Origin of the sequence: Paraburkholderia sp. HP33-1 (assembly GCF_021390595.1) — a bacterium.
GTDB lineage: Bacteria > Pseudomonadota > Gammaproteobacteria > Burkholderiales > Burkholderiaceae > Paraburkholderia.
Window position 1 is genome coordinate 519,647 of sequence record NZ_JAJEJR010000002.1, and the last position, 26,407, is coordinate 546,053.

At 63.4% G+C, this 26,407-nt stretch carries 22 protein-coding genes and 1 pseudogene; 12 read left to right on the top strand and 11 right to left on the bottom strand.

Features of this window, described 5'->3' with window-relative positions; genetic code table 11:
• Positions 1–21 precede the first annotated feature (21 nt).
• Positions 22–297 (top strand): hypothetical protein, encoded by a 276-nt coding sequence (locus L0U81_RS18410; protein WP_326489838.1) that lies wholly within the window; start codon positions 22–24, stop codon positions 295–297.
• A 268-nt stretch (positions 298–565) separates the two neighbouring features.
• Here the strand turns inward: L0U81_RS18410 and L0U81_RS18415 are convergent, their stop codons facing one another.
• The 4 genes from L0U81_RS18415 to L0U81_RS18430 form a co-directional block, all read right to left on the bottom strand.
• Entirely contained in the window at positions 566–1,156 is a 591-nt protein-coding gene (locus L0U81_RS18415; RefSeq protein WP_233804967.1) for a PqiC family protein, read from the bottom strand.
• Positions 1,153–2,763 carry a PqiB family protein gene (locus L0U81_RS18420; protein WP_233804968.1) on the bottom strand — a complete coding sequence of 537 codons (1,611 nt, stop codon included), beginning with the start codon at positions 2,761–2,763 and terminating at the stop codon, positions 1,153–1,155. Before L0U81_RS18420 ends, L0U81_RS18415 begins: the two co-directional genes overlap by 4 nt.
• Positions 2,738–4,027, bottom strand: coding sequence for a paraquat-inducible protein A (locus L0U81_RS18425; protein ID WP_233804969.1), 1,290 nt, complete (start codon positions 4,025–4,027; stop codon positions 2,738–2,740). The genes L0U81_RS18420 and L0U81_RS18425 overlap by 26 nt, the downstream gene beginning before the upstream one ends.
• Before the next feature lie 853 nt (positions 4,028–4,880).
• A complete protein-coding gene (locus L0U81_RS18430) occupies positions 4,881–5,522 on the bottom strand; it encodes a YSC84-related protein (protein ID WP_233804970.1) in 642 nt (213 codons plus the stop codon).
• A gap of 950 nt (positions 5,523–6,472) precedes the next feature.
• Between L0U81_RS18430 and L0U81_RS18435 the strand changes: the two genes are divergently transcribed.
• Positions 6,473–6,946, top strand: a complete 474-nt coding sequence (locus tag L0U81_RS18435) for a YbhB/YbcL family Raf kinase inhibitor-like protein (protein WP_233804971.1) — start codon at positions 6,473–6,475, stop codon at positions 6,944–6,946.
• 58 nt (positions 6,947–7,004) lie between these two features.
• Here L0U81_RS18435 and L0U81_RS18440 read toward each other — a convergent pair whose 3' ends face one another.
• Positions 7,005–8,954, bottom strand: a complete 1,950-nt coding sequence (locus L0U81_RS18440; protein WP_233804972.1) for a sensor histidine kinase — start codon at positions 8,952–8,954, stop codon at positions 7,005–7,007.
• The gene (locus L0U81_RS18445; protein ID WP_233804973.1) at positions 8,864–9,562 is read right to left on the bottom strand and encodes a response regulator transcription factor; all 699 of its coding nucleotides are present in this window, start codon (positions 9,560–9,562) and stop codon (positions 8,864–8,866) included. Before L0U81_RS18445 ends, L0U81_RS18440 begins: the two co-directional genes overlap by 91 nt.
• Positions 9,563–9,804: 242 nt before the next feature.
• Here L0U81_RS18445 and L0U81_RS18450 point away from each other — a divergent pair, with 242 nt between their 5' ends.
• Positions 9,805–10,053, top strand: a complete 249-nt coding sequence (locus tag L0U81_RS18450; protein WP_233804974.1) for a hypothetical protein — start codon at positions 9,805–9,807, stop codon at positions 10,051–10,053.
• Positions 10,054–10,299: 246 nt separating this feature from the next.
• Positions 10,300–11,121 carry a TSUP family transporter gene (locus tag L0U81_RS18455; protein WP_233804975.1) on the top strand — a complete coding sequence of 274 codons (822 nt, stop codon included), beginning with the start codon at positions 10,300–10,302 and terminating at the stop codon, positions 11,119–11,121.
• 103 nt (positions 11,122–11,224) lie between these two features.
• On the opposite strand, the gene L0U81_RS33695 is transcribed toward L0U81_RS18455, so the two are convergent.
• Positions 11,225–12,652, bottom strand: coding sequence for a GNAT family N-acetyltransferase (locus L0U81_RS33695; RefSeq protein ID WP_233804976.1), 1,428 nt, complete (start codon positions 12,650–12,652; stop codon positions 11,225–11,227).
• Positions 12,653–12,709: 57 nt separating this feature from the next.
• On the opposite strand from L0U81_RS33695, the pseudogene L0U81_RS18465 reads away from it, so the two are divergent.
• Positions 12,710–12,856, top strand: a pseudogene (locus L0U81_RS18465) (DUF3443 family protein); the annotation flags it as partial.
• Positions 12,857–12,872: 16 nt separating this feature from the next.
• Here L0U81_RS18465 and L0U81_RS18470 read toward each other — a convergent pair.
• Positions 12,873–13,943, bottom strand: coding sequence for a zinc-binding metallopeptidase family protein (locus tag L0U81_RS18470; RefSeq protein WP_233804977.1), 1,071 nt, complete (start codon positions 13,941–13,943; stop codon positions 12,873–12,875).
• Positions 13,944–14,225: 282 nt separating this feature from the next.
• Between L0U81_RS18470 and L0U81_RS18475 the strand changes: the two genes are divergently transcribed.
• From L0U81_RS18475 to L0U81_RS33550, 4 genes are all read left to right on the top strand, one after another.
• A complete protein-coding gene (locus tag L0U81_RS18475; protein ID WP_233804978.1) occupies positions 14,226–17,711 on the top strand; it encodes a transglutaminase family protein in 3,486 nt (1,161 codons plus the stop codon).
• Between the two features lie 29 nt (positions 17,712–17,740).
• Positions 17,741–20,362: a circularly permuted type 2 ATP-grasp protein gene (locus L0U81_RS18480; RefSeq protein ID WP_233804979.1), complete on the top strand. Its 2,622-nt coding sequence runs from the start codon at positions 17,741–17,743 to the stop codon at positions 20,360–20,362.
• Complete coding sequence (locus L0U81_RS18485) at positions 20,359–21,249, top strand: transglutaminase family protein (protein WP_233804980.1); 891 nt, start codon at positions 20,359–20,361, stop codon at positions 21,247–21,249. Before L0U81_RS18480 ends, L0U81_RS18485 begins: the two co-directional genes overlap by 4 nt.
• A 182-nt stretch (positions 21,250–21,431) precedes the next feature.
• Positions 21,432–21,557 carry a hypothetical protein gene (locus L0U81_RS33550; RefSeq protein ID WP_267957106.1) on the top strand — a complete coding sequence of 42 codons (126 nt, stop codon included), beginning with the start codon at positions 21,432–21,434 and terminating at the stop codon, positions 21,555–21,557.
• On the opposite strand, the gene L0U81_RS18490 is transcribed toward L0U81_RS33550, so the two are convergent.
• Positions 21,544–22,476, bottom strand: coding sequence for a LysR family transcriptional regulator (locus tag L0U81_RS18490; RefSeq protein ID WP_233804981.1), 933 nt, complete (start codon positions 22,474–22,476; stop codon positions 21,544–21,546). The genes L0U81_RS33550 and L0U81_RS18490 overlap by 14 nt on opposite strands.
• Before the next feature lie 99 nt (positions 22,477–22,575).
• Between L0U81_RS18490 and L0U81_RS18495 the strand changes: the two genes are divergently transcribed.
• Positions 22,576–23,109: a hypothetical protein gene (locus L0U81_RS18495; RefSeq protein WP_233804982.1), complete on the top strand. Its 534-nt coding sequence runs from the start codon at positions 22,576–22,578 to the stop codon at positions 23,107–23,109.
• Between the two features lie 273 nt (positions 23,110–23,382).
• Positions 23,383–24,195: a DUF4377 domain-containing protein gene (locus tag L0U81_RS18500; protein WP_233804983.1), complete on the top strand. Its 813-nt coding sequence runs from the start codon at positions 23,383–23,385 to the stop codon at positions 24,193–24,195.
• A gap of 53 nt (positions 24,196–24,248) precedes the next feature.
• Here the strand turns inward: L0U81_RS18500 and L0U81_RS18505 are convergent, their stop codons facing one another.
• Positions 24,249–24,539, bottom strand: coding sequence for a hypothetical protein (locus tag L0U81_RS18505; protein WP_233807828.1), 291 nt, complete (start codon positions 24,537–24,539; stop codon positions 24,249–24,251).
• A gap of 110 nt (positions 24,540–24,649) precedes the next feature.
• Here L0U81_RS18505 and L0U81_RS18510 point away from each other — a divergent pair, with 110 nt between their 5' ends.
• The gene (locus tag L0U81_RS18510; RefSeq protein ID WP_233804984.1) at positions 24,650–25,615 is read left to right on the top strand and encodes a GlxA family transcriptional regulator; all 966 of its coding nucleotides are present in this window, start codon (positions 24,650–24,652) and stop codon (positions 25,613–25,615) included.
• Positions 25,616–25,664: 49 nt separating this feature from the next.
• On the opposite strand, the gene L0U81_RS18515 is transcribed toward L0U81_RS18510, so the two are convergent.
• Complete coding sequence (locus L0U81_RS18515; RefSeq protein ID WP_233804985.1) at positions 25,665–26,378, bottom strand: energy transducer TonB; 714 nt, start codon at positions 26,376–26,378, stop codon at positions 25,665–25,667.
• Positions 26,379–26,407 lie beyond the last annotated feature (29 nt).

The following is a 26,407-nucleotide window of genomic DNA, read 5'->3' on the forward strand; positions in this document are numbered from 1 at the left end:
CAGGTCATTGGAGGAGGGCTGTTGGCTGGCCCTGTTAGCGCTACCCGCAGGACCTTGAGGATAGCCGCCACCCAACGGATCGACATGGCCGCGTTCACGCGGGATAGCGTCGAGGCCTATTACCAACGTGGACTGACGAGCGAGCTCGCGGCGCTCGAAGCGCGCCAGCCTGTGATCGCGGAAAAGGTCGCGCTGCTCACGCTCAACGGCCAGATGCTCAGTCAGGAGATTGCGTTGACGAAGGCACTGGGCGGCGGCTATCGCGCCGATCCGCCCGTCGAACCGAAGCCGCGGTGAATCGCGCCGTCCGCTCGCTTTCAGGCATCGGCAGATGCTACCGATGCGCCAGGCATCCGGTGCCTTTCCGGGTGTGAAGAGTCGCTCGACGTGCGGAATGTTGGCTAGCGCAGCACCCGATCTCCCGTTAGGTTGAAGCTACAAAGGGGGTGCGGCAAGATAAAAACTCGGGAAGGAGAGTCGTTCGGGCCGTCGTAGCGGAGACGATCCCCGGTGGATGATTCCATGTTTGACCTTGATAACGCGAATGCCGCCGCGCCCGCGCCAGTCATCGCGATAGGTTTTTCAGGATCGCCGCCGCAATATCACGGCTTACGGATCCTAGTGCACGGTCGTGAGCGGCGACAAGCGCGTCGTAGGCCTGCGCTTGCGCAGGCTCTTGCGCGAGCGTGTGCCCGACGATCGGTGTCGCCTTTCCCGGAGGCCAGATCGTCCACTGTGCGTCGATCGTTGCTGCCTTTCCCGGTACCGAATCGAATTGCATGATGTCGACGCGCACTCGCCACGTCGGGAAGCCGCTCGAAACCGCCTCATACACGGTGACATGCTCGGTGCCGAGCAGCGCCGCGAGATCTCCCGCGATCGTTCGCTGGATATTGCCCTTCAGCGGTTCCGCCCAGCGCTGAAACTCTTCAGGCCGCACCTCGTTGCCGGGAAGACTGGCGACGATCTGCGGCCGGTCGACCAGGGCGGGAATCGTGACCGGGTTGACGACGACATTCAGCGGCGCCGCAGCGCCCATGGTGGTGAGTGTCGCGTCCGGCTTCAAGCGGTAGAAGCTGGAGGCCGGTGAACTGCTGCAGCCGCCGAGCCACATCGCCAGAAGGGCAATCACGAGGGGCGCAAGGGCACGTGTCACGGGTGGGTCTCCTGCTGCTTGCCGCGAATCAACGCCTCCGGATGTCGCTCCAGATAGTCGGCGAGCGTACGGAAGGCCGTCGCAGTGCGCGAAAGCTCCTGCACCATGTCGCTCGCGTTTTGCTGCAGGGCGGAGTCCGGCTGCAACACGTTGTTGGCCGAGTCGAGCGCGGTATGGGCCGCGGCTAGCGTGCCCTGCGCCTGCGGGACGACCCCGGTGTCGAGATCATTGAGCAGCGTCGTCGCGCTCGCCAGCGTCTGCCGCGTGTTCTTGCCAATTGCATCGAACGGAATCGTGTTCAGCTTTGCCAGCAGTTGCGTGACGTTGTCTTGCAGCCTCTGCAGGTTACCGGGAATGCTCGGAAGTGTGGGAGGCGACGACGCCCAGTTGACAGTGGCTTTGGGCGCGTCGGGAAAGAAGTCGATGGCCAGGTAGAGTTGCCCGGTCAGCAGATTGCCCGTTCTGAGCTGGACACGCAGTCCCCTTGCGACAAGGCGATCCGCCAGATCGTGAGGGTCGTTGGTCAGGCGGCCGCCGCCGTTGGTCTCGTAGCGCGATGTGAACAACTCTGGATACAGCTCTATTTCCACCGGAATGGTGAACCGGTCGGTCTTGGGATCGTAGTGTGTATAGATCGCGGTCACTTCGCCAACCACGATGCCGCGGAAGTCTATCGGTGCGCCCACGGTCAATCCTCTGACCGATTCGGTGAAGTCGGCAGCGAATTTGGCGACGATGTGATAGTGCGCCTTCATCGCGTCAGCCCGATCCGGGAACAAGGTGAAGGTCGACTCGTTCGCAGCGACCTGCTGGTCGAGCGAGTTCGGCGCCGACTCGAATGCGATGCCGCCGATCATGATCGACACGAGCGACTGTGTGTTGACCTGAATGCCATTCGAGCTGAGTGTGACGTCCACACCGCTCGCGTGCCAGAAGCGCGTGTCCGCAAGCACGAAGTTGTCGTACGGCGCGTTGATGAAGACCCGCAGCGTCACACCATGCCCATCCGGATCGAGCTTGTAGCCGGAGATCTGTCCGACCTGAAGCCTGCGGAAATAGACCGGCGAACCGACGTCGAGCGAGCCCATATTGGTGCTTTTCAGAATGAATTCGCGCCCTGGCACACCGCTCGCGATCACCGGGGGCACCTCGAGGCCGACGAAGTCGCGACGTTCGGCCTTCGATTTTCCGGCATCCATCTCGATGTACGAGCCGGACAGCAGCGTGCTGATACCGGACACCGAGCCGCCCGATATGCGAGGGCGCACGACCCAGAAGCGCGTGCTGTCGACGAGCATGTTCGTCGCATTCTTGTTGATGTCGGCGGTCGCGATGACCCGTTCGTGGTCCGGCGTGAGCGTGACGGTCTTGACGAGCCCGATATCGACGTTCTTGAACTTGATTTTCGTCTTGCCCGCCTCGAGACCGTCAGCGGTCATGAAGCTGATGGTAATCGTCGGTCCCTTCTCGACGACCGCCTTGATAGCGAGCCATCCCCCGATCAGGACCGCGAGAATAGGTACGAGCCACACGACCTGCAGGCGCCAGCGTGATCGCGGCACCGCATCGGCGTCGGGGAAATCAGGCTTTTTCTCCAGTTCTGGCATGATCTCGCTCCATTTCGTCCCATATCAGGCGGGGATCGAACGCCATCGCCGCGAACATCGTCAGCACCACCACAGCGCCGAATGCGATCGCCGCGTTACCGGCCTGGATCGTCGCCAGCGCCTGGAACTGCACGAGCGCGACGAGCATCGTGATCACGTAGATGTCGAGCATCGACCAGCGTCCCACGAACTCGACCATCCGATAGATGCGTGTGCGCTCGGCGGCGTACCAGCGCGAGTGCATCTGTGTGGAGATCGTCAGGTATCCGAGTGCGACGATCTTGAGCATGGGTACTGCGATACTCGCGATGAACACGACGATCGCGAGCGGCCACGATCCCGATGTCCACAGATAGACGACACCGGAGAGAATCGTGTCGTTCTCGGTCCCGAAGAGGGAATTCGTGTACATCACGGGCAACATGTTGGCCGGGAGGTACATCACCATCGCGGCAATCAGGAACGCCCATGTGCGCGACAGGCTGGCGGGCTTGCGCAGATGCATGGCCGAACCACAGCGTTGACAGTTGAACGCGTGAGCATGAGCCGGCACGCTCGCGAGCAGTCCGCAATCGTGACACAGCGCGAGGCCGCATTGCGCGGCGGTAACCGCGCCTCGCAGCGACACCTCGTCCAGTTCCGGATCTGGGCCGGTGTGCTCGACGGCAGCGACGCGCGACCACAGGTTGCGTGTATCGAAAGCCGAACCAGCCGCCGCCAGCACGAACATCAGGGTTCCGAACGACCACAACGCAGGGCCCACGACTACGCCCGCGATAGCGGACAACTTCACGAGCGCGACCAGCAGGCCGAGGATCAGCACCTCGGTCATTCCCCACGGCTGGCACAGGTGGCAAAGCCGGAATAAGGCCGGACCGCCCCACGGCACATGGTTGAACTTGAGGGGTATCAGCAACCAAAGCATGCACACGGTCTGCAAGATCGGCATCAGGACCGTGGTCGCAAATACCAGCGCCGCGATGGGCCATTTCCCGTCCAGATACAGCACGCTCACGGCGCCTAGCAGCGTCGTTTCGACGACGTTCCCACTGACCGACAGGCCGACGATCGGATAGAGGTTGGACACCGCGAAGAGCACAACCGCGGCGAGAGAAAACGCGAGCGCCCTGTCGAGACTGTCGGGGAGTTCGCGGTAAAGCTCGGCGTTGCAGCGCCGGCATCGCAACGCTCCGCGCTCGGGCACGGTCACCTCGCGCTGCAGGAGATCGCATTCGTGACAGGCGATGAGTTTCCCGTGAGTCATTGCGGTACCTGTACAACAATGAATGCGTTCGACCCCTTCTGGGCGTGAATGCCGTGGGAGTGACCCGGCTGCGGCGGTTGTGGCAACGCGAAGGGCACACGATTCTGCACGTGCACCTGCGTGAGTTCCTGATTCGCGCCAATCTCGAAGAAAACATTGAGCGTCAGGTTGCCAATCGATGTACGCAACTAATACTTACATATCTTGTTGTCTGCACCGTTCATCTGCTCGTCGACTTCCAGACATTCGACGAATGGACGCGCTGCGCATTGTCATTAGTCTGACTCAGGAGTTCACGGGCGCGGCAGAGGTGCGGAGCGCGCGCCCGTCCGCGTCCCTACTCAACGTCTCATTCAGTCGTCGGCGTGGAGGCACCGGGATCTGCGCACGAGACGAGGGGAGCCGAGATCACCAGGTCGCGAACAGGCCGGAATATGGCGCCGGCTCGCTTGTGTCATTTGTCAGCGGATTGCGAACCCACATGGCTGCCGCGGCCACCCTTGGTCAAGTCTGCGCGCCACTCGGATGAAGCACAATGCGACTCTGGTCCGATATCCAAGCAGGGAGACGGTCGCACGCTATCTCGTCGTTCCTGGACCAAAACTGTCAACATTGATTGCCATCTCCCTGAGTTGAAATGAACACACCACTTGACGGACTGGTAAGAGTCTCATTTAGCCCGATGCGCGAGCCACTTGCCGTACTCGACCAGACATTGCGGGCACGAGAGTTCGGCGCGACGTCATGCCCTCCCGCCGTTGACACCGAAAGCCGCACCATTACCCTGAATGAATGGAAAGGCGCGAATAACGCCGGTCCAACGGTCGCGACGACCTCTTCGTCTTCCTAACCGTCATGGACTGATACGAGAGATCTTTGTTCCTCGCAGCGCTGTTCCGGCCATCAAGCCCTGCTGGTTGAAAATCATTGCGTAGACATCCGACTGCGCCGTCGCGGTGTTAAGGTTTTTTGCGGTTCCCTCATCTACCACGACTACCGTTGGTCCGACGCCGATCTCGAAATCACTACTCGTTTTTAGACTACTTAGCGCGGCATCAGTCATGAAAAGCATTAAATATGCGTATTGCTGCGCGCCTGCCTGGAGACCGTAGGATACCGACGTCGTGGCGTAATATCCCGTGACCTTGCCGCTCTCGATTAATTCGCCACTCCCATGCGAAACCCCGGCAAGAAAGCCGGCCCGCACCACATTTGGAAATATCAACACTGCCTTCGCTTTGTGGGCCAAGGCGTCCATCTGGGGATGGGTTGATGCAAGGCTAGACAAGGCCGCTTGTGAGTCCGCGTCAAGCACACGTGTCGCGCTTGTCCCCTGCGTCTGCGCAGTCGTCGCCACCGCTGGCGGCACTGCTTCCGACGACTGAGCCGCGGTTGATGACGGCGTGACACTGTCGCTCATCGAACCACCAGTCGTACATGCCACGAGGATTGCCAATCCAGAAATCGCGGCTAGCGCAGATCCAATTTTCGACATGACGCGCTCCGTTAATTAACAACTGAGAAAGGCACGGACTCAATTTCAACGCTCTTCTCACATCGAATAGTCTAGTACGCTTCCAACTTCGATCCATTATCTTTATTCGTTTAGACGCAGGCACTGGGTTATAGCAACGCCCCGCCAGTATCGACACAGACTGCTTTGTTAAGAAACGGCGCGTGGCTATTGAGCGATACTGGCATCGTGAGGTGCTCTGCAGGAAGATCGCCTCACCTGAGGTTCCCTCGGTTTTTCGCCGCCCAGACGGTCCCCGGTGATGCAGGCGTATCCTTGAGCCCGCCGAACCGCGGGCCAGTCGTGTATAAACTGAGTGGGCGACGTGAAGCGGCGATGGATGACGACGACTGCGGTTATCAACCATTTCAATGTATTCGAACAAGCCCGCCACGGCCTCGCAATCCTACGATATCTCTTGCTGCGCATCCGCTCGTTCTTCAGACTGTAGAAGAAGCTTCCCTATACGTTCTGACGGTATGAGGGAACATTCCGCAGTGAGCCAGCCAAGGCGGTCAGCTGTCCGCTCCCTACTCGAAAGTTGCCACTGACCTACGTATTTCCGACTGTCCGTCCCGGGTCGAGTTGGGACGCCAGCGCTCCGCGTCGGCGGCGCGCTGGCGCCGCACGCCACTTCGTAGGCTTCGCAATCTTGTTGGTCACCGGATTCATGGCGGCACGACGTTACAGGGGCGATCACCCTGCACAGGCGATGGCCCAGTGGCTCGATTTGTACCATATGGGTTGGTTGCACCGGCACGAACATTGATGCGACATTGCAAAATGAAACGCCCCGCATTCCAACGGGGCCTCGTGCGAAATGTCGGAACTTACATTCATCGGCAATGGCTCTCCTGCTTATCGCACTTGCGCGACGCGTGCGCGATACTTATCAACGACAGCCATCCATCGTTGTTGCCGAGGAGCGCACCATGACCCTGAGCCTAACCTCGCAAGCTTTCCGGCAGAACGGAGAGATTCCCGCGCAGCACACCTGCCAAGGCGCTGATGTGTCGCCGCCGCTCGAGTGGTCCGGCGTGCCCGCGAACACAAAAAGCCTGGCGCTGATCGTCGACGACCCTGACGCGCCGGACCCGGCCGCGCCGAGAATGACCTGGGTACATTGGGTGCTCTACAACATCCCGCCCACGGCAACCCGGCTGCCCGATGGCGCTGCTGCGCAGGCTTTGCCGGGCGGTACGCTCGAAGGCATCAATGACTTCAAGCGTGCCGCTTACGGTGGCCCGTGCCCGCCCGTGGGACGCCATCGTTATTTCCACAAGCTGTATGCGCTTGACACTGTACTGCCCGATTTGAAAAGGCCCAGCAAGGCGGCGCTTGAAAAGGCTATGCAGGGGCACGTAATAGCACACACGGAACTAATCGGCACCTATCAGAAGCGATGAGCGATGCGTCGACGCATGAGTCGGGATTGAGGACAAAGTAAATCCGGTGGTGCCGACCCTATACACACTCGGCCGCCACAGCCGATGGCCGGATCTCGACGGCGAGCGTCAACACCGTCCCGCCTCCGGTCGAGCGGACGGTCAGGTTGCCACCGAGCCGCGCAGCACGCGTCTGCATACTGCGTATGCCAAGGCCGCGGCGCACCTCGGCCGCGGCAGGATCGAAACCCGCGCCGTTGTCTTCCACGACGAGCTGCAGCGAGCCGTCGAGATGGCGCAGATCGATCCGCACGCGCGTCGCGCCGCTGTGCTTGAGCACGTTGGTCAGGCTCTCCTGCAGCACGCGCAGCACGTCGAGATTCTGCGAAGCGGTGAGCCCGATGGTCTCGAGCCCCGACACGTGCCACGCACACTCGATGTCACGTCCTTCGAACAGACGCATCATCCTGTGCCGCAGCGGTGCGATCAGGTCGTCCAGTGCACGCTCGCCGTGCTGACGGCTCGATGCGGTGTCGATGATGATGCGCAAATCGTCGCGTAGCTCCTTGAGGATCGACAAGACGCGCCCCGGCGCAATGCTCTCGGGCGTATGCTCGAGCATCGCGATGCTGCTGACGAGCGTGCCGCCGAGCCCGTCGTGCAGATCGTGCGCGAGATCGAGCCGTTCTCCGAGCCGCGCGTTCACGACTTCGAGCTCATGCTGGCGCTGCAGCGTGGTCGCGAGGTCGGCGCGCGCTGCGTCGATCCGTTCCGTGAGCTCGTCGTTGAAACGCTCGATGCGACGCACGTTCGCAACGAAATGCCACGCGAGCACGAACGCCATGCCGACCATCAGGAACTGCGACGTGAATGCCGTGTAGTAGTGGTTGTCGCGCAGCACGCTGAACACCGTCAGCAGATCGTGGATACCGGCCGCGATGAAGATCACGATACACACCGACAGGATCCGGTGGTCGGTGCGCCGGCTTTTCGCGGCCAGCCACAGGAACGTGAAGCAGCTCGCGAAAAATATCGACGCCGCCGCGGGAATCAGCGCAATGCGCAGCGTCACCAGTTGCGCTTGCGGCAGCGCGACGACCGCTGCGACGCCCACAGCCACGCTGAGCCACAGCACGCGCTCGATGCGCGGTGCGCGGCGATCGCAAAAGCGCAGCACGAAAATCGAAAAGGACACGCAGAAGACATAGAAGAGAAGCGCGTCGGCCGCCTCCCACATGTCGTTCGATGCGAACGGCCAGGTGGTCGTCACGATCTCGTCGACGGCCCAGCACCACCACGTGAGCGAAAGGATCGCGAACCACCCGTAGGCGCTCTCCCTGGGTCGCATCGACCACAGAGCAAGGAAGAAGCAGCCGAGCGTCGCGGTCACGGCAAGGCTGAAAAGCTGCAGATCTTGACGCACGAGCCGCGCGTGCCGGTAGATGTCCCACACGACGCCCGGAGCGCCGATCGTCAGCGGGCCGAGACCGGGCTGGTAGGCAGAGAGGCCGGATACGCGGACCAGCAGCGTGTTCTCGCCAGGCTGCAGTTCCCTCGTAGACAGCACGCGATACCACGGCGTATTCCACATCCGGCTGATCGGCTCGGCGAGGTGCTCGTCGCGGCGCAGCAGCGCGCCGTTCAGCCAGATCTCGCCGGCCATGTTGAGATAGTCGAGAGCAACAGCGGCCGGGTGCGATCCCGGCGTCTGGTTCCACCTCACGCGATACCAGACAACGCCGTCGAAATGCGGCCATCGCTGGGTCCAGATATCCGGCAGGGTCACCGCGGTCCAGCCATCCTGCGGCGGCACTTGCGCTTGCCAGTCCGAGCGCGCCGCTTCGACATGCAGACTTGAAATGGCGTCGGTTTCTGCTGCGGGCGGCGGCACCGGCGCGGCACGTGCCGCGCCGTGATGCAGCAGGCCGATGACGACGATCAGGGCAACAAGCCACGCGAACGCGCTTCGAACACGGCCTGGGTGCGCGAGTTGACCGCCAGTTTCTTGTAGATATTCTTGATGTGACATTCGACCGTCAGCCTGGACAAGGAAAGCAAACTGGAAATTTCCTGATTGGTCAGCCCCTTGCTGACGAAGGTCAGGATTTCAGCCTCGCGCCGAGTCAGCAGCGCCTCTGCCGCCTGCGGACCCTCGTGGCCGGGCGGCTTCCTGCCGGCGGCGCCGAGCAGCTCGAGAATACGTTTCGCAATGAACGGGTCGATCGGCGCGCCACCCCGTAGCGCGCTGCGCACCGACAGCGAGATCTCCACGTCGTCGCGCTCTTTCAGCAGATAGCCGGTCGCGCCGGCCTGCAACGCCGAGACGATCACTTGCTCGGTGCTCCACGCGGAGATTACCAAAAGGGGCAGTGCGGCGTCCCGTTGATGCAGCGCACGGATCAGGTCGATGCCGTTGCCGTCCGGAAGCCCGACGTCGACGAGCGCGAGCGCGAACGGCTGCTCGTCGAACATAGCCTGAGCCTCCGCGATGCTCGCGGCGAACGACAAAGCGTCGTCGGTGTAGCCGAGCGTCGTGAGGATTGCGCGCAGGCGCAACTGCATCATCGGCTCGTCTTCCACGATGGCGACCGGACCGGGCAGCACCGGCTCCTGAAACAGTGAAAGAGGCTGGGACATTACCTGAATGCGGAAAACGGAAAGTTGATGGAACCCGCAACGAAACCCGAGGTAGCGCCGCCGGGCTACGCAACGCCGAACACAAGAACATGACACGCACGTGGCGCCCGGGCCATACCTGGAATCTGGTAGACGCCACCACGTTACCAGGTTTCAGGGATTGAAGGCACGCATCCGCGGGACTTACACTGCGGCCGGTCGCAGATGATAAATCACAACACGCAGTGCAACGGGGGCCGTGGATGGACCATCACTACATCGAGAAAGAAATAGCGCACCTGGAACAGGTGATCACGCGCATTTCTGCGGCCGACCGCATCCCGTTGTCGTACTGGCGCGCGCGTGTCAATGAGATTGGCACGGCGAGGCTTGCCGCTGGGCAACACCGCCGCTGGTATCGCCTGCAGGAGAAGTTGCGGCAGATCGAGGTGCTGCATGCGCTCAGGCCCGCCGATACCGAACCGACGCTTTCTTGCGGCGTGACCGGTTAGCGCTTCACTGTCGGTTCACCTCAGCCGATGCGGCGCGAACGGTCATCGCGCCGTAACGCCCTCAAGCATGAGACGAACCCGCAGACCCGCCGTTGCCGAAACCATCACGTACGGCATCCTCGACGACTTGTGGCGCACTCATGCTCACAGTACGCGCGCCTCGCCTCCACGCCTTTTGACGTCACGATGATTGGTCCTGACGGCACCGATTCCAGAACCAACTTTTAAAAGCAGATCAGGACCGCAATGAGCCTTTCAGCGTTATTTCAGTTGAGCCACACCAGCGTCGTCATTCTCATGATTATCCTTTCCGTGTCCGCGGTCACCAGCGGGTTGTCGGGGTTTGGGTTTTCGGCGATAGGCGCTGCGAGCTTATGGCTGCTGCCACCCACCCTGGCGATTCCGTTACTGATGGCCTTGTCGTCGGCCAATCAGTTGATGTCGCTAAAGCAGATCCAGAGCGACATGAAGCCGCTACGGCAGTGGTGGCCGAACGGTCCCGCTCCGTATATTCTCGGTGGCCTGCTGGGTGTTCCTCTCGGCCTCGAGATTTTGCATTCCCTGCCGACAGCTGTGCTGATGGTCTGCTTCGGCGCCTTCCTGGTGACTTACGCAGGCTACTCGATCCTCACGCGCTCGAAACAGCGCCCGAGCACAGGCGGATGGTCGACATCCGTTCTTGTGGGACTGCTGGGAGGCGTCATTGGCGGATTCACGGCCTTTCCTGGCGCACTGGTGGTGATCTGGATCGGTCGCAGCGGACTGCCCAAGGAAGAGTCAAGAGCCATTGTGCAGCCTTACATCTTTGCCATGCAGCTGGTTTCGCTCTGCCTGCTGGCAGTACAACATCCCTCGACGTTCGACGCCCGTTTCTGGAGCCTGTTCGCCACTGCTGTTGTGATCGTCCTGCCTTCTACATTGCTGGGGGTGCGCATCTACAAGTCGCTTTCAGATATGAATTTTCGCCGCATCTGCTTCACGCTACTCGGCACGTCGGGTTGCGCAATTTTTTCGAAAGGATTGGGCGCACTAGGCATCGGTGCAGCGCTTGCACTGCTGGCACATTAGTCGAATTCCTGTCACTGTCAGCCCGCAGCGCACTGTAATCCGACATCCGGCAAAAAAGGAACAGCGCAGCGTTCGAATGGTGGCGGCCGATGGCCGGTCAGTTTCAGGCTTCGCCAGGTTCCAGCGGTTGCGCGGTGGCGAGAGATGGCCGCATCTCTGCGAATTCCGAATCAGCCGTCTGGGCGGTCGTGATGGCCTGGTCGGCGCTGGCGCGTGCTCCGACCGCGCGCATATCGGCCAGCTTTTTCGCGAGACCCTTGGCGTAAAGCGCCATTTTTCCCCACCGCGTGGTAGCAATCTGAAAGCTGGTGTTCTGCAGGACATTGCCCCGGCTCCAGTACGCCTTAAAATCTTCCGTGCCGATGCCGAAGTCGACATCCATACGATTTTCCCATGCCCACTTGATGCAGCGCTCCATCATGATCGAACCGGGGGCGAACCTGGAAAACTTCGGGTCGAAGCCTGCGATCAGACCGTTCACGCACGTATGCCCCAAGCCTATGAGGCTCGCAGCGACCGGCGTGCCGTCGAGAGTCATCACGAAAAGTATTCCCATCGGCTGCGTGTGCGTGCCGTCGACGAGATTAATCAGAAAGTCCCGATAATCCTGCGAATAAAGCCAGGCCCCTTGTTTTTCGACGCGTTCCGCCCATTCGCGTTTGCGCGCGAGCATCCAGTCCACCCATTGGGCGTGCGCGTGCGTATCCTTGGCTTCGAGGGCGCGGATTTCCAGGGTGCCTTCCTTTTCGAAGCGCCTTTCACGCGCGCCAGGCTTCTTCTTCGACAACGTGCCGAGCGTGCGGCAGTAAGCCGTCCAGTCCGGCTCCTTGCGCAGTAACGCCATCGCGGAGACATTCTGCGTCGCCGCGACGAGGCCCGCGTGTCGCGATGCGAGATCGTAGAACGGCGCGTTCTTGCCTACGTACGGAACATTGAAGATATCGGCGTGGGAGTACCGGGTCGCGGCGCGCCAGGCTGCATCGATCGCCCCACTCGCGTCGGCGGCGGCGAGGATGCTGGTGTATTCAGCGGTGCCGGGCGTAAGCGGTTCGAGCACGGTCCAGAAGAACTGTCGGCGGCTCACGAGCGGCCAGACGAGCACGAGTTCACCGTTTTCCCGATACACGATGCAGTGCAGCCGGCGACCGTGCGGCTTCGCCACCTGAGTCCAGCACAGCCAGCAGACGTCGAAAGCCTCGTGATGGCGTCCGTCGGCTTTCGACCAGAGCGTATTCCATGCGTCTCGAAGCGCGAGGAAAGCATCGGGGTCAGTAATGATGTCGAGGCCGGATTGCTGGTTGCTCACATTTTCTTCTGATCGCTGCATGTCGTAGCTCAGGCTGGTCTCAAGTGGGTCTTCTCGCCTCTGTCCTGACGGTATCGCTCGGCGCGCTTCGGCGTGCGGGCTACCGGGTGCGAATTCGCGGTTTGCGAGAATTTGACGCTTGAGACAGGAAGCGTCCGTTCGGTAACCGACACACTTTTCAGTGCAAACGGTTGCCGCCAGGATCAATGCAGTTGCAAGGTCCACGAAGTGTCGAACCTGACAATTCGTAATCTGGCGAAGGCCGTGCGTCGACGGGCCGTATCGGCATCGCCGCTGCTCGCGTAACCGGCCTTCGTCACGTCGACCGCGTTCGACTGGGGGCTCCCGTTCTTCTATGGCCGTAACGTGTATGCAGCGATCGAGCAGCAGTCGACGCCGGGTGGGATGGGGCCTTACGTGGCTTACTGAGGTCGCGTTGTTGTTTCTATGCGCGCCTGTCTCCCGCCGCCGCGATCACGCGATGCACGAAGCGCAGCTTCTCGACCACCGGCGCGGCGAGCGTGAACGGATAGCCGTCGGGCATGCCGAGACTGCGGTTCAGACTGTTCAGCGCACACGTCAGCGGAAACCAGCGCTTCATCAGATTGCCGAAGCTCGCATCCTCGACCGGCGTGCGGTCGGTCAGCGTCGGCTCGCTCGGATCGTCGGGCAGCAGCGCGAGTCCGTACGACGTCGACGTATCGAGCACATCGACGATCAGCAGATAGTGCGCCCAGGTCTCCGCCCAGTCTTCCCACGGATGCATCGTCGCGTACGCACTGATATACGACGCCTGCCAGTCGGCCGGTGGGCCGTTCCAATAGTAGGCGTCGAGCGCTTCGCCGTAGTTGGCCTGCTCGTCGCCGAACAGCTGGCGAAACTGGTCGAGCCAGCGCGGCTCGGTTTCGATCAGCTGGCTGAAGAAGTAGTGGCCCGTCTCGTGGCGGAAGTGGCCGAGCAGCGTGCGGTACGGTTCGCCCATCGCGGTGCGGACTTTCTCGCGATGCGCGTCGTCGGCCTCGGCGATGTTCAGCGTGATTAGCCCGTTGTCGTGACCGGTCATCACGCGTTCGCCGTCGCCGCCGTCGGCGAGAAATTCGAAGGCGAGCCCGTGCTCGGGGTCCGCGTCGCGCGATGGCACGTCGAAGCCAAGCCCCGCCAGCGTGTAGAGCAGACGCCGCTTCGCCACTTCGAGCCGGTACCAGTAGAGCCGGTTTTCCGGTTCGCTCAGGTTCGGAATCGTGCGGGTCAGCTGGCAGGCGTGGCACAGCGTGTCGGGCGAATCGGCGTGAATCATCCAGTTGCAGACGTTCTCGACCGCGTAGTTGTGGCATTGACGGAACAGCGCGCCGTTCGCCTGCGGATGCAGGCTGCGCCAGCGGCCGTTGCCGGCGTATTCGAAGGCGCTGATTTCCCGCTGTTCAGGCAGATAGCCGAGCAGCGACTCGCAGCGCTCGCAGCGGACGTTCTCGTAGAACACGAGTTGCGCGCAGCGATTGCAGTGAAAGGTTTTCATCGGGCGGGCCTCGTGAGGAGTGCGATGTCGTCGGCGAAAGCCTGCCGCAATCTTCATGCCGCGATTGCCAGACTTCACCGCTTTAACGCACAGTACGGTCATGATCGTGCAACGACGCTGCGCCGCTTTGGTGCACGCTCCGGCGCGGGCCAGCGGCAAGGCAAGCGGTACGCAAAACGCACACGCAGCTCAGGCAACATCAGGCGGTTCACGCGAGTTTGTCCAGCAACGGCATAGAGCTTGCTTTTTTAGCAGGCTGCCCTTTTCGTCGAGGAGTCCGGAGTGTCCATACGCGTCGCGTTGCATCACGTTACTCATTACCGTTACGACAGGCTGGTTACGCTTTCGCCTCAGGTTGTGCGGCTACGGCCCGCGCCGCATTGTCGTACGCCCATCCTGTCGTACTCGATGCGCGTCGAGCCCGCGAAGCACTTTATCAACTGGCAGCAGGACGCGTTCGCCAACTATCAGGCGCGGCTCGTGTTTCCCGAGCAGACGCGCGAGTTCAAGGTGAGCGTCGATCTGGTCGCCGAAATGGCCGTCTACAACCCGTTCGACTTCTTTCTCGAACCGTCGGCCGAGCAGTTTCCGTTCGAGTACGCGCCGGAGCTGGCGGCCGAGCTCGCGCCCTACTGCGTGAAGCGGCCGATGACGCCGCGCTTCGCCGGGTTCGTCGCGAGCATCGACCGCACGCCGGCCCGCACCTCGGACTTTCTCGTCGCGCTGAACCAGCGGCTGCAACATGAAATCCGCTACCTGATCCGGATGGAGCCGGGCGTGCAGACGCCCGAGGAAACCTTGACCAGCGCATCGGGCTCGTGCCGCGATTCGGGCTGGCTGCTGGTCGAGACGCTGCGGCAACTCGGCTTCGCGGCGCGCTTCGTGTCGGGCTATCTGCTGCAGCTCGCGCCCGACGTCAGATCGATCGATGGCCCGAGCGGCACCGAGGTCGACTTCACCGACCTGCACGCGTGGTGCGAGGTCTATCTGCCCGGCGCGGGCTGGATCGGGCTCGATCCGACCTCGGGGCTGCTGGCGGGCGAAGGGCATATTCCGGTGGCCTGTACGCCGGAGCCAGGCAGCGCGGCGCCGATCTCGGGCGCGGTCGACGAATGCGAGGTCGAGTTCGAGCACGAAATGTCGATCAAACGCGTGCTGGAGTCGCCGCGCGTCACGAAGCCGTATAGCGAAGCCGCCTGGGAGGACGTGCTGAAGATGGGCGCGCGGGTCGACTATGAACTCGCCGACATGGATGTGCGACTGACGATGGGCGGCGAGCCGACCTTCGTGTCGGTGCGCGATCGCGACGACGCCGAATGGAACACCGACGCGCTCGGGCCCACCAAGCGCGGCTATGCGGTCGCGCTGATGGACCGGCTGCGCGAACGCTACGGCGCGAACGGCTTCCTGCATATCGGGCAGGGCAAGTGGTATCCGGGCGAGCAGTTGCCGCGCTGGGCGATGTCGCTGTACTGGCGCGCCGATGGCGAGCCGTGCTGGCACAACCCGGCGCTGTTCGCCGACGAACGCGAGCCGGGCCGCTACACGGCCGGCGACGCGCAACGCTTCATCGCGCACCTGGCCGCGAAGCTGTCGCTCGACGCGGACTGCATCCAGCCCGGCTACGAAGACACCTGGTACTACCTGTGGCGTGAGCGTCGCCTGCCGGTCAACGTCGATCCGTTCGACGCGCGCCTCGACGACGAACTTGAACGCGTGCGATTGCGGCGCGTGTTCGACGCGGGGCTCGCGAGTCCGGCCGGCTACGTGCTGCCGATCGGCCGCGAGCGCGCCGCGCCGGGCATCGCGCCGACGTGGATCACGGGCCGCTGGTTCTTCCGCGACGAACGCATGTATCTGATTCCCGGCGATTCGCCGATGGGCTACCGGCTACCGCTCGATTCGCTGCCGTGGGTGTCGAAGACCGACTATCCGTATCAGCATGCGCACGATCCGTTCGCGCCGGCCGAGCCGCTGCGCACGGCCGCGCAGTTGCGCGTTCAGTACCAGGGCGAGCGCGAGGACCGGCAGATCGCCGCTGATGAGACCAGCGCACAGCAGGCGGCCGCGCTGTCGTTGTCGGCAGCCGATCTGCTGAGCGGCATGCCGCACGGCGGTGTGCTCGCGTATGCACCGCCGCGCGGCGACGCGTCATTGCCGGGGCGCGGTGAGTCGTCGCCGGAGACGTTGCGCACCGCGGTGTGCGTCGAGGCGCGCGACCCGAAACGCGCGGCCGGCCCGAAAGCCGAAGCACATTCGTTCGGCAGCGGCCGCACGCTGCTGCACGTGTTCATGCCGCCGCTGACCGATCTCGACGATTATCTCGACCTGCTCGCCGCGGTCGAAGCGACGGCCGATGAGCTGAAGATGCAGATCGTGCTCGAAGGCTATCCGCCGCCGCGCGACGCGCGCCTGAAAGTGCTGCAGGTCACGCCCGACCCCGGCGTGATCGAGGTCAACATTCATCCGGCCGCGAACTGGGACGAACTCGTCGATCACACCGAGTACCTGTATCAGTCGGCGGCGCACAGCTACCTGAGCAGCGAGAAGTTCATGCTCGACGGGCGCCACACCGGCACCGGCGGCGGCAATCACTTCGTGCTCGGCGGCGCGACACCGGCCGACAGCCCGTTCCTGCGCCGGCCCGATCTGCTCGCGAGCCTGATCGCGTACTGGCACAACCATCCGTCGCTGTCGTATCTGTTCTCGGGCTTGTTCATCGGGCCGACGAGCCAGGCGCCGCGGGTCGACGAAGCCCGCAACGATCAGCTCTACGAACTTGAAATCGCGCTCGCCGAACTGCAACGGCAGGTCGATCTGCTCGGCGGCCGCGACAGCGGCAACCTGCCGCCGTGGATGATCGATCGAGCGCTGCGCAACATCCTGATCGACGTGACCGGCAACACGCACCGCGCCGAGTTCTGCATCGACAAGCTTTATTCGCCCGACGGGCCGACCGGCCGCCTCGGTCTGCTGGAACTGCGCGGCTTCGAGATGCCGCCACACGCGCGCATGAGTCTGGTGCAGCAACTGCTGCTGCGCGCACTGGTCGCGCGATTCTGGCGCACGCCGTACACGCAGCGCCTCACGCGCTGGGGCACCGAGCTGCACGACCGCTTCCTGCTCGGCACCTTCGTGAAAATGGATTTCGACGACGTGCTCGCCGAGCTGCGCGAAGCGGGCTTCGCATTCGACAGCGCGTGGTTCGCGCCGCACTTCGAATTCCGCTTTCCGCTCGTCGGCGAGATGTCTTTGAGCGGCATCGATCTGACGATACGCAACGCACTCGAACCGTGGCACGTGATGGGCGAGGAGGGCGCTAGCGGCGCCACGGTGCGCTATGTCGATTCGTCGGTCGAGCGGCTGGAGGTGCGAGCGCTGGGCTTGAACGGCAATCGTCACGTGCTGAGCGTCAACAGCGTGCCGGTGCCGTTGCAGCCCACCGGCCGCGTCAGCGAGTACGTGGCCGGCGTGCGTTTTCGTGCGTGGTCGCAGCCGTCGGCGCTGCATCCGACGATCGGCGTGCATGCGCCGCTCACGTTCGACCTCGTCGACACATGGAGCGGCCGCTCGCTCGGCGGATGCCAGTATCATGTCGCTCATCCGGGCGGGCGCAACTATCAGACCTTCCCGGTCAACGCCTACGAGGCGGAAAGCCGGCGGCGCGCGCGTTTCTTCGCGTCGGGTCATACGCCGGGGCCGCTCGCCGTGGGCACGCCGCAGCGCAGCCTCGAGTTTCCGTTCACGCTCGATTTGCGGCACAGTTGAATAACATGCATCACTGACACCACACGACCTTGGCCTTTCAATCGACTTTGCCCTTCGAGGCGTCCGCGCTGCCGGCGGACGCTTCGTCCATGTTGCGGTTGCTGCCGGGTCATGACGGACATTGGGACGAGTTGCGCGACGCGTCGGGCGCGCTGCGCGAGCCGTGGCGGCAGTTCTTCGCGCAACTCGGCGAAGGCGGCGTCGCGCGGCTCGCGGACCATCACGCGTCGATCGCGCAGCAGATCCGCGACAACGACATCAGCTACAACGTCTACGCGGACAACGGCAAGTCGCGGCCATGGGCGCTCGACCTGCTGCCGTTCCTGATCAGCGAGGCCGAGTGGGCGCAGATCGAGCGCGGCGTCGCGCAGCGCGCGCATCTGCTCAACGCAATCGTCGCCGATATCTACGGACCGCAGACGCTGCTGGAATATGGGCAACTGCCGCCCGCGCTGGTGTTCGGTCATCCCGGCTATCTGCGTTCGGTGAAGGGCTTTACGCCGCCGGGTGGCCAGTATCTGCAGGTCGTCGCGCTCGATCTCGCGCGTACGCCGGGCGGCGAGTGGAGCGTGATCGCGCATCGCACCGAGGCGCCGTCCGGCCTCGGCTACGCGCTCGAAAACCGCCTGATCGTATCGACGCTGCTCGCCGAGCCATTCCGCTCGCTGCACGTGAGCCGGCTCGCGCCGCTCTATTCGCAACTGATCGCGACACACGTGCAGGCCGCGCAGGCGACGATGCGCGACGGTGAAGGCACCGACGCGTCGCCCCATATCGCGCTGCTCACGCCGGGGCCGTACAGCGAAACCTATTTCGAGCACGTGTTCCTTGCGCGCTATCTCGGCGTCACGCTGGTCGAAGGCAAGGATCTGACCGTGCGCGGCGACCGGCTCTATCTGAAGACCCTGGCGGGGCTCGAACGCGTGCATGTCGTGCTGCGCCGTCTCGACGACGCGTTCTGCGACCCAGTCGAACTGCGCGCCGATTCGACGATCGGCGTGCCAGGGCTGTTGCAGGTGATGCGCGCGGGCAATGTGATCGTGTCGAACGTGCCGGGCTCGGGCTTCGCCGAATCTCCGGCATTGCATGGTTTCATGCCGGGAATCGCAGAAGCCTTGCTCGGCGAGGAACTGCTGCTGCCCGGCGTGCCGACCTGGTGGTGCGGCGAAGAGGCCGCGCGCGAGCATGCGTTCGCGCATCTCGACGAGGCGTTCATCGTGCCGACCTGGCCGCTCGCCGGACGCGACGCCCCGCCCGGCATCGAGGGCGGCAGGCAGCCGGTCGCGGCATGGCGCGAGCGCATCGAGGCGGTGCCCGACGCGTTCACGATCCAGCAGGAGCAGCGCTTTTCCTGCACGCCGCGCTACGAGGAGGGCACGATCGGCGGCCGGGCGTCGGTGTTGCGGGTCTATGCGATTGCCGACGTCAACGGCGGCTGGCACGTGATGCCGGGCGGCTTCACGCGGATGGCCGCCGAGCGGCAAACCACGGTATCGATGCAGTACGGCGGCAGCAGCGTCGATACATGGGTGCTGTCGAGCCAGCCGACCTCGACGTTCACGCTGCTGCCTTCGCCGATGCAGCCCGCCGACCTCACGCGCAAGCATCGCACGGTGTCGAGCCGTGCCGCGGAGAACCTGTTCTGGGCGGGCCGCTACGGCGAGCGCGCGGAAAACAACGTGCGCCTGCTGCGGCTGATTCTCGGCTCGCTCGAAGGCAGCGACGCCGACGCGATGTTCGCGACGCTGCTCGAACTCGCGACGTGGTGCGGCCTCGTGCAGGCGGGCGACCTGACGTCGCCGCGCGTGCCGGCGTCGCCGCAGACGTTCGAGCGCGCGCTCGTCTCGAATCTCGGCGAGAGTGCGGGCAGCGTCAGCATCAGCCAGAACCTGAATTGCCAGGCGCGCGCGAACGGCGAGGTGCGCGGGCGCTTGTCGAATGATCATTGGCGCATGATCCTCGCGGCGCGCAACGACTTTGAGGACGCGTTGCAGGTGTTGCTGCCGGCCGTGGGCGCGGGCAATGACAACGCGAATGGCGGTAGTGCGTTCGATCGTTACGATCGCGTGACGCTCGTGAATGCGCTCGAGCATTTGTCGGTGCAGCTATCGGCAATCAGCGGCGCGCAGGGCGACCGCATGACGCGCGATGAAGCGTGGCGGCTGCTGTTCGTCGGGCGTCATATCGAACGCGTCGCGAGCATGGCCGCGTTCATGCGCGTCGTCGCCGCGAACGGCCAGCTCACGACGCCGGCCGGCTTCGATCTGCTGCTGCAAATGTTCGACAGCACGCTCACGTACCGAACGCTGTATCCAGGGCGTTTCGAAGTGCCCGCGCTGCTCGATCTGCTCGTGATCGAACCGCACAATCCGCGCGGCATTTATGGCGTGTACGAGCGGCTGCGTACAAAGCTCGACGAGATTTCGATTGCGGCGGGCAGCCTGCGGCATCGGCCGTTTGCGGAGCTGCTGCCGTCCGTCGAGTTGATGCCGTCGCTCGAGTCGCTGTGCGAGGTCGACGAACACGGATCGCATGCCACGCTGATCGCGCTGTGCGATCAGATCGGCGGGTTCGCGAACGCGGCCGCGCATGAGATCAGCGCGCGCTATTTCAGTCACGCGACCACGGTCGCCTCGCAGGTGTGGGCATGAAGAAGGCGTCGACGGTGCTGTCGGTCTCGCATCGCACTACTTACCATTACTCGACGTATGTCGAAACCGCGCAGCATCTGGCGACGATCCGGCCGCTTGCGTGTCCGTGGCAACGTGTGATCTCGCGCAGCGAGCGGATCGAGCCGCAGCCGTCGTATCAGCATAGCCGTATCGACGCGTTCGGCAACGACGTGCTGTACTTCGCGCTCGATACACCGCACGAGCGCCTGCAGCTCGTCAGCGAAACCACGGTCGCGCTGACGCCGCGCTGGACCGACCTCGATGCCGAGGCCACCCCCCAGTGGGAAACCGTGGCCGAGGCGCTGCGGTTTCGCGTGGGCGGCGCGTTCCGTGCGGAGGCGGAGTATTGCTTCGCGTCGCCGAATATCACGCTGCGGCCGGCGCTGCGCGCCTATGCGTTGCCGAGCTTCACGCCCGGCCGGCCGCTCGTCGCGGGCGCGATCGATCTGATGCGTCGGATTCACGAGGACTTCGCGTACAAGCCGTCGGCAACGCTGTTCGATACGCCGGCCGAACGCGCGTTCGAACTGAAGAGCGGCGTGTGTCAGGATTTCGCGCAGGTGATGATCGGCTGTTTGCGTTCGCTCGGTTTGCCCGCGCGCTACGTCAGCGGCTATCTGCGCAACGATCCGCCGCCGGGCCACCCACGGCTGATTGGCGCGGATGCTTCGCATGCGTGGGTGTCGGTGCATTGTCCGGCCAGCGGCTGGATCGATCTCGATCCGACCAACGACGTGCTCGCCGATGTCGATCATGTGACGCTTGCGATCGGGCGCGATTACAGCGATGTGTCGTTGCTGCGCGGGACGATTCTTGGCGGCGGCGCGCATCGCATGGAAGTGGGAGTCACGGTACTGGAGTTGTGATGGCGAATGCGGTTCGTTCCCGGAATTCGACTCAGTTCGGCCATAATGTCGAAAACGTCGCCGGAGTTCACCCCGCTATGAAGTCCCTCTGCTTCGCAGCAGTTCTCGTCGTTCTCACTGCCGGCTGCACTTCGACCTCGTCGCCGGCGAATCCACAGACGGCGTACGCTACGGACACCTACATGCTGCACGCTCCCGACTCCGCATCAAGACCACCGAGACTCACCGTCGGCACCAGCTATTCCGACACGCAACTGATTCTGCCGTGGTTCCTCAACGACATCATCAACTTCGTCAACTATCGCTAGGCATCGATCGCGTCGTGCGGCTCTTCACATGATCGATGAACGCACGCAGCTTCGGCATGATCTGGCGGCGGCTCGGATAGTAGAGAAACACGCCCGGGACCATCGGCGCGTACGGCTCCAGAACCTGCACCAGCTTTCCCGTTCGCAATCCCTCGGCGGTCATCGGCTCGGGTAGCTGGGCAAGGCCAATGCCTTCGATCGCCGCGCCCAGCATGCTCGGATAATCGCTGGCGATGAAAGGACCGGAGACAGCGATCTCGATCGGCTGGCCGTTGTCGTTGAACGACCACAACGCGAGCGCGCCGCTGGAGCGTCGCCAGCGAAGGCATGCATGCTCGCGCAGATCATCCAGGTGCTCGGGGCGGCCGCGTGACGCGAAATAGCCGGGACTGCCGACGACGACAAAGCGGAACGGCGCCGAGAGCGGCACCGCGACCATGTCGGCGGCGACGAACTGACCCAGCCGGATGCCGGCGTCGAAGCCTTCCGTCGCGAGGTCGATCAACTCCTTGCTGGCCGCGACTTCCACCTCGACCTCGGGATTGGCCTTGCAGAACGACGCGATCAGCGGCTCCAGCAGGATCGGCACGACCGCACGCGGTACGGAAAGACGCAACAGGCCGGACGGTCGTTCGCCGAGTCCGCGCGCCACCTCGCTGGCGGCGACGAGTTCCTCGAAAGCCGGCTTGGCGCGAGCCAGAAAGCGCTCGCCGGCCTCGGTCAAGCCGACGCTGCGCGTGGTGCGGATGAACAGCGTCGCGCCGATGCGGGCTTCGAGCACACGCACCGCCTGACTGACGGCCGACGGCGTCACGCCGAGTTGCGCGGCGGCGCCGCGAAAACTGCGCTGCTCGGCAACGCTGAGGAAGACCTCGACGCCATCGAGCGCGCCCTGCCTGACCGTGAAGTTCTGCTTCATAGCCTGTCAACATTGTGAGGAATAGTCACTCGCGCGAGACGATGGTACACCTAACACCTGCGTGTCCAACGCGCGTCCAACATTTGATTAGGAGGCACCATGTCACCGCGGCTTCTGTTCCAGTTGCACCTCGTTTTGGGCTATGTCGCCTGGCTGCTGTGCTTCGGCACCTACGTGTGGCCGAAGCTCAAGTCGATGGCTCCATTCGACGCGCAACGCGCGATCGCCACGTTGCACAGCTTCCGCTTCTTCGGGCTCGCCTTCCTGTTGCCTGGTGTCGTCAGTCCGCAGCTGTCCGCGAGCTTCGCCGCGTTCGCTGCCTATGGGGATTTCGCCACGGGCGTGCTGGCGCTGCTGGCGTTGCTGACGGCCCGGATACGTCCGCTTTTCTGGTCGTTCGTCGTTGCTTTCAATCTTGTTGGTACGACCGATCTCGTCGTCGACTACTACCACGCGGTAGCGGTCGATCTGCCTGCACGTCCAGGCGATCTGGGCGCCTTGTACGCGATTCCGATCATTTATGTGCCGGTGCTGGCGATCACGCATGTTGCCGCCTTCTATCTGATGTTGCGCCCTCGGCTGAAGCGGTTGCACGCTGTTCCTTCCCTCGGCCGTGACGTTTCCCAGATGTAGCTTGCTTCACCTGCCGCAGTTCGGCCACCTAACGAAGAATCCGATCAACATCGAGCGACGTTTTTACGCCTTCCACCTGCGTTATGCTGTCGGTCGTCGAGTCGATGCTCGCGGCCTGAACGAAGCAGGTGCGCAAACCCGGCCTGATGCGGCCGGGTGGTACCCTTCACTGGCACTTCCGGCTTTCGAGCATGCGACCTGATTCTCGCGTCCCTTCACCCGGCAACGAGAGCAGACGCCCGGAACAACCACCGAACCCAGCGAGGTGCCGACGTGAAATACTGGATGCTATTGCTGCCGCTCGTTCTCGCCGCCTGCGCACAGACACCCGAAGTGACAACGCCGGCGCCAGCGGCGACTACGGCCGCCGCGAACCCCGCGTCGCCGACCGGCACCGATCTGTTGACCCGGTACCATTGGCAACTGAACAACGCGATCGATAGCAATGGCACGCACATCGATGCGCTGTTCGTCCGCCCGGACAAGCCAGTGCAACTCGACTTCAGTCCGTACCGGATCACCGTCGTCAATGGCTGCAATAGCATGGGAGCGGGTTACACCGTCAGGAAAGGGTATTTGCAGATCGGCCCGATGGTCAGCACGATGATGGCTTGCCCCGATCCCGCGCTAGCCGCACTCGACGATGCGATCTCGCAGCGTGTGCGGGGCAGCGTCAACGTGAACCTGCTTGCGCGTGACAACGCGGCGAGCTTGCAACTGGTCACTGATAGCGGCGACACGCTGAGCTTCACCGGCGTGCCTACGGCCGAGATGCGCTACGGCGGTCCCGGTCAAATAGCGTTTCTTGAAGTGGCGGCGCAGCCCGTGCCGTGCAACCATCCGTCGATGCCCAACGCGCAATGTCTGCTCGTGCGCGAACGCTTCTTCGACGAGCAGGGTCTCGCAACCGGCACGCCTGGACCGTGGCAACCGTTGAGTCAGGATATCGAAGGTTATACGCACACGCCGGGTATCCGAAACGTGGTGCGCGTGAAGCGTTTCACGATCAGGAACCCGCCTGCCGACGGGCCGTCGATCGCTTATGTGCTCGATCTGATCGTTGAATCGGAGAAGGTGGGGCAGTAATGCTTGAAACGTGCCGCCAACCACGTTGGCGGCACGGCTCCCCGCCTGCGACATCATCCCTTATGAATCAGCCGCCCGAGCGGCGCGAGCGGTCCCACCGGCAGGTACTCGTACTTCATCAGCCCGTCAGCCACGAGCGGCAATGCATTGAGTATTGCCTTGGCTTCGTCGACCGACTCGACGTTCATCAGAAAAATGGGCCCGGCCTGGTCGCGGAACCAGAACTGCTCGACCTTGCTGTCGAGATAAAGCTGGAGCGTGGCCGGCACCTCGTGGGGCAGGTGCTGCTGGAGCTTGTCGGGAGTGAGGGTCGGTTGCGCGGATGCGATGGCGAAAACTTTCATCATTGACCTCCTGGGTCGACGTCGGTTGCGGTGTACAACGGGGTTCACTGTAGCCCTCGGCCGGAAAAAGCTGTATCGTCGGAAATGACAACTTTAGGGTCATTTACGCCATGCGAATCGCTGTGCTCGCCTTGCAGGGGCTGTTCGACACTGGCCTCACCGTCATGCTCGACGCCTTCTCCCTCGCCAACCGGTTCGCGGCCGCGAAGATGGGCGGGCGGTCGCACTTCGAACTGTCGGTCGTCGGCGTGCGCAAGAAGGTCCGCTCGGGGCAGGGGCTGGCCATACCCGTGCAAGCGATCACCCCGGACCTGAAGCCGGACTGGGTGATCGTTCCCGCGCTTAGTACCGGCACGCCGGACCAACTCGTGCCGGCGCTCGAACGGCCGGATGTGCGCGACGCCGGGGCGCAAATGCTGGCGTGGCACGCACAGGGCGCGCTGATCGCCGCGTCGTGCATCGGCACGTTCCTCGTCGCGGAAACTGGACTCCTCGATCATCGCGAAGCGACCACGACCTGGTTTCTGGGTCCATTGTTCCGGCAACGCTATCCGACGGTATTGCTCAACGAGTCGCGCATGCTGGTGCCATCGGATATCGGTGTGACGGCGGGCGCGGCGATGGGGCACCTCGATCTCGCGCTGTGGTTGATCCGCCGTGCGAGCCCCGAGCTGGCCACGCTGGTGTCGCGCTACCTGCTCGCCGACCTGCGCTCATCGCAGGCGCCGTACATCATCCCCAACCATCTCGCGCAGGCCGATCCGCTGATTCAGCGTTTCGAGCGATGGGCGCGCGATCATCTGAAGGAAGGGTTCTCGCTGCAGCACGCGGCGGCCGCATTGGCGACGAGCGCGCGCACACTTCAGCGTCGCTGCCAGGACGTGCTCGGCAAATCGCCGTTGGCCTACTTTCAGGACCTGCGTGTCGAGTACGCGCGGTCACTGCTGCATGGCAGCGGCCTCGGCGTCGACGCGATTGCGGCCGAGGTTGGTTATGTCGATGGAGCCACGTTGCGGACGCTGTTGCGCCAACGGCTCGGCAAAGGCGTGCGCGATCTGCGTGCGGATTTGCGTTGAAGGCTGGCAGCGCGCTGCCATTGGCTGAGATCCTTTCACGAGACGCTCCTCAACTGACATTGAAATGCACGCGGATGTCCTGCGTGCTTTCGACGGGCCGGCCATCGTGCAGCGCGGGGAAAAAGCGCCAGCGCCGCAACGTGTCGAGCAGAAGCTGATTGAGGCGGGGGGTCGGCGTTGCCTGAATGAGTTCGACATCGACCGAGCCATCCACGTGGATCGTGAAGCGCGCGGTCGCGACCGTTTGATAGGCCTGCCCGCGCAAGTCGTCTGGCAGGGACGGTAGCGGTTGCGAAATGGAGCGGGCGGCGGTGTTGGCGGTTGTCGAAGCCGCCGGCGCCGCGGCGTTCTGCGCGGTCGATTGCTGCGATCCTGCGATGGCCGTTTGTTCGGACGGCTCATCTTGCGACGGGCGTTGTGTCGAACTCGCAACCGGTGCGACCGGCGCGGACGGCGCCGCGGCGGCGGGCGTCTTCAGCGTCTGTGTCCTGGTCGGCACAGGCGCCATCGCGCGATGCCCTGATGTGCGCGATGGCGTCTGCGCATGAGGTAGCGCCTGATCCGCTGGAGCCGCCGCCGGAGTTTGCGGCCCACGAGAGTCAGGCGGCGCAGGTTCGTCGAGCACGACCACGCGCATATCCAGTGGGGCAGGCGGCGGGGCCGGCCGGTTCGACTTCAGCAATCCGGAAGACAGCGCAGCCAGCGCCAGCAGCCAGATACCTAGCGCGACCAGACCAGCGATGGCGGTACGCAGCGTCCCCACCCCGTGCTCCTCTAGCGGCTCGCGGCAAC

Coding starts and splice junctions, on each gene's coding strand:
- L0U81_RS18420 (WP_233804968.1), bottom strand. CDS start 2,763: ATGCCAGAACTGGAGAAAAAGCCTGATTTCCCCGACGCCGATGCGGTG.
- L0U81_RS18425 (WP_233804969.1), bottom strand. CDS start 4,027: ATGACTCACGGGAAACTCATCGCCTGTCACGAATGCGATCTCCTGCAG.
- L0U81_RS18430 (WP_233804970.1), bottom strand. CDS start 5,522: ATGTCGAAAATTGGATCTGCGCTAGCCGCGATTTCTGGATTGGCAATC.
- L0U81_RS18435 (WP_233804971.1), top strand. CDS start 6,473: ATGACCCTGAGCCTAACCTCGCAAGCTTTCCGGCAGAACGGAGAGATT.
- L0U81_RS18440 (WP_233804972.1), bottom strand. CDS start 8,954: ATGTCACATCAAGAATATCTACAAGAAACTGGCGGTCAACTCGCGCAC.
- L0U81_RS18445 (WP_233804973.1), bottom strand. CDS start 9,562: ATGTCCCAGCCTCTTTCACTGTTTCAGGAGCCGGTGCTGCCCGGTCCG.
- L0U81_RS18450 (WP_233804974.1), top strand. CDS start 9,805: ATGGACCATCACTACATCGAGAAAGAAATAGCGCACCTGGAACAGGTG.
- L0U81_RS18455 (WP_233804975.1), top strand. CDS start 10,300: ATGAGCCTTTCAGCGTTATTTCAGTTGAGCCACACCAGCGTCGTCATT.
- L0U81_RS18470 (WP_233804977.1), bottom strand. CDS start 13,943: ATGAAAACCTTTCACTGCAATCGCTGCGCGCAACTCGTGTTCTACGAG.
- L0U81_RS18485 (WP_233804980.1), top strand. CDS start 20,359: ATGAAGAAGGCGTCGACGGTGCTGTCGGTCTCGCATCGCACTACTTAC.
- L0U81_RS33550 (WP_267957106.1), top strand. CDS start 21,432: ATGCTGCACGCTCCCGACTCCGCATCAAGACCACCGAGACTCACCGTC.
- L0U81_RS18490 (WP_233804981.1), bottom strand. CDS start 22,476: ATGAAGCAGAACTTCACGGTCAGGCAGGGCGCGCTCGATGGCGTCGAG.
- L0U81_RS18495 (WP_233804982.1), top strand. CDS start 22,576: ATGTCACCGCGGCTTCTGTTCCAGTTGCACCTCGTTTTGGGCTATGTC.
- L0U81_RS18505 (WP_233807828.1), bottom strand. CDS start 24,539: ATGAAAGTTTTCGCCATCGCATCCGCGCAACCGACCCTCACTCCCGAC.
- L0U81_RS18510 (WP_233804984.1), top strand. CDS start 24,650: ATGCGAATCGCTGTGCTCGCCTTGCAGGGGCTGTTCGACACTGGCCTC.